At 55.5% G+C, this 730-nt stretch carries 1 protein-coding gene; it reads left to right on the forward strand.

Translation table 11 applies throughout. From position 1 onward, the window contains the following. Positions 1 to 647 (forward strand): DUF2380 domain-containing protein (locus IH971_10915; protein ID MCH7498343.1); only part of this gene is annotated, 647 nt, incomplete at its 5' end. Between the last annotated feature and the right edge of the window lie 83 nt (positions 648 to 730).

A 730-nucleotide genomic window follows, 5' to 3' on the forward strand; every position in this document is an offset into this window, starting at 1 on the left:
TCTCCAACCGCCTGCGCAACGAGGTCTTCCGGCTGGGCCGTTTCGAGGTGGTGGACCGGGGGATGATGGAGAACATCCTGGCCGAGCAGGACTTCCAGCAGACCGGCTGCACGTCCAATGACTGCCTGGTGGAGGTGGGCCGCCTGCTGGGCGCCCAACGGATGGTAGGGGGGAGCATTAGCAAAGTGGGCGGCACGTTTACCGTTTCAGCGCGGCTGGTGGACGTGGAGACGGGCAAGGTGCTCAGCGTGTCGGACTTCGATCTCAGAGGCGAACTGGATGACCTGCTCACCCGGGGAATGAGGGAGGTTGCCATGAAGCTTTCCGCTTATGAAGTAGCGATTCAGGAGGAAGGTTTAGAGGAAACGACTGCACCGAATCTACCTGTTGATGAGGCAACGCTCCAACGGAAAGAGTTTGCAGAAGTAGCCGAAGATGAGCATTCTGTTTCGGAGACAAAAGAACCGGTGACCTTGGCACAGATTGACACCAATAAAACTAAAGAATTAAGGATGGTGGCCCAGATTGATACCAGTGCGAAGAAGGTGAGAGCCAAGATTCTGCCAAAACTTGGGAATAACATGTTTATGTTTGCTTATGCTGCTGTAGGAGTGTGGATGGCAATCATATTATTGGTGGGGAGGTAGGCCATGCGATCTATCATCCCCCGGAAAGGGGTCCCTGCGGCAGACACCCATCAGGCCCGGAGGCCATCGGCCTTGCCATTAGA

The sequence above is a fragment of the Candidatus Neomarinimicrobiota bacterium genome (genome assembly GCA_022560655.1).
In the GTDB taxonomy this organism is placed as follows: Bacteria; Fidelibacterota; Marinisomatia; order SCGC-AAA003-L08; family TS1B11; genus JADFSS01.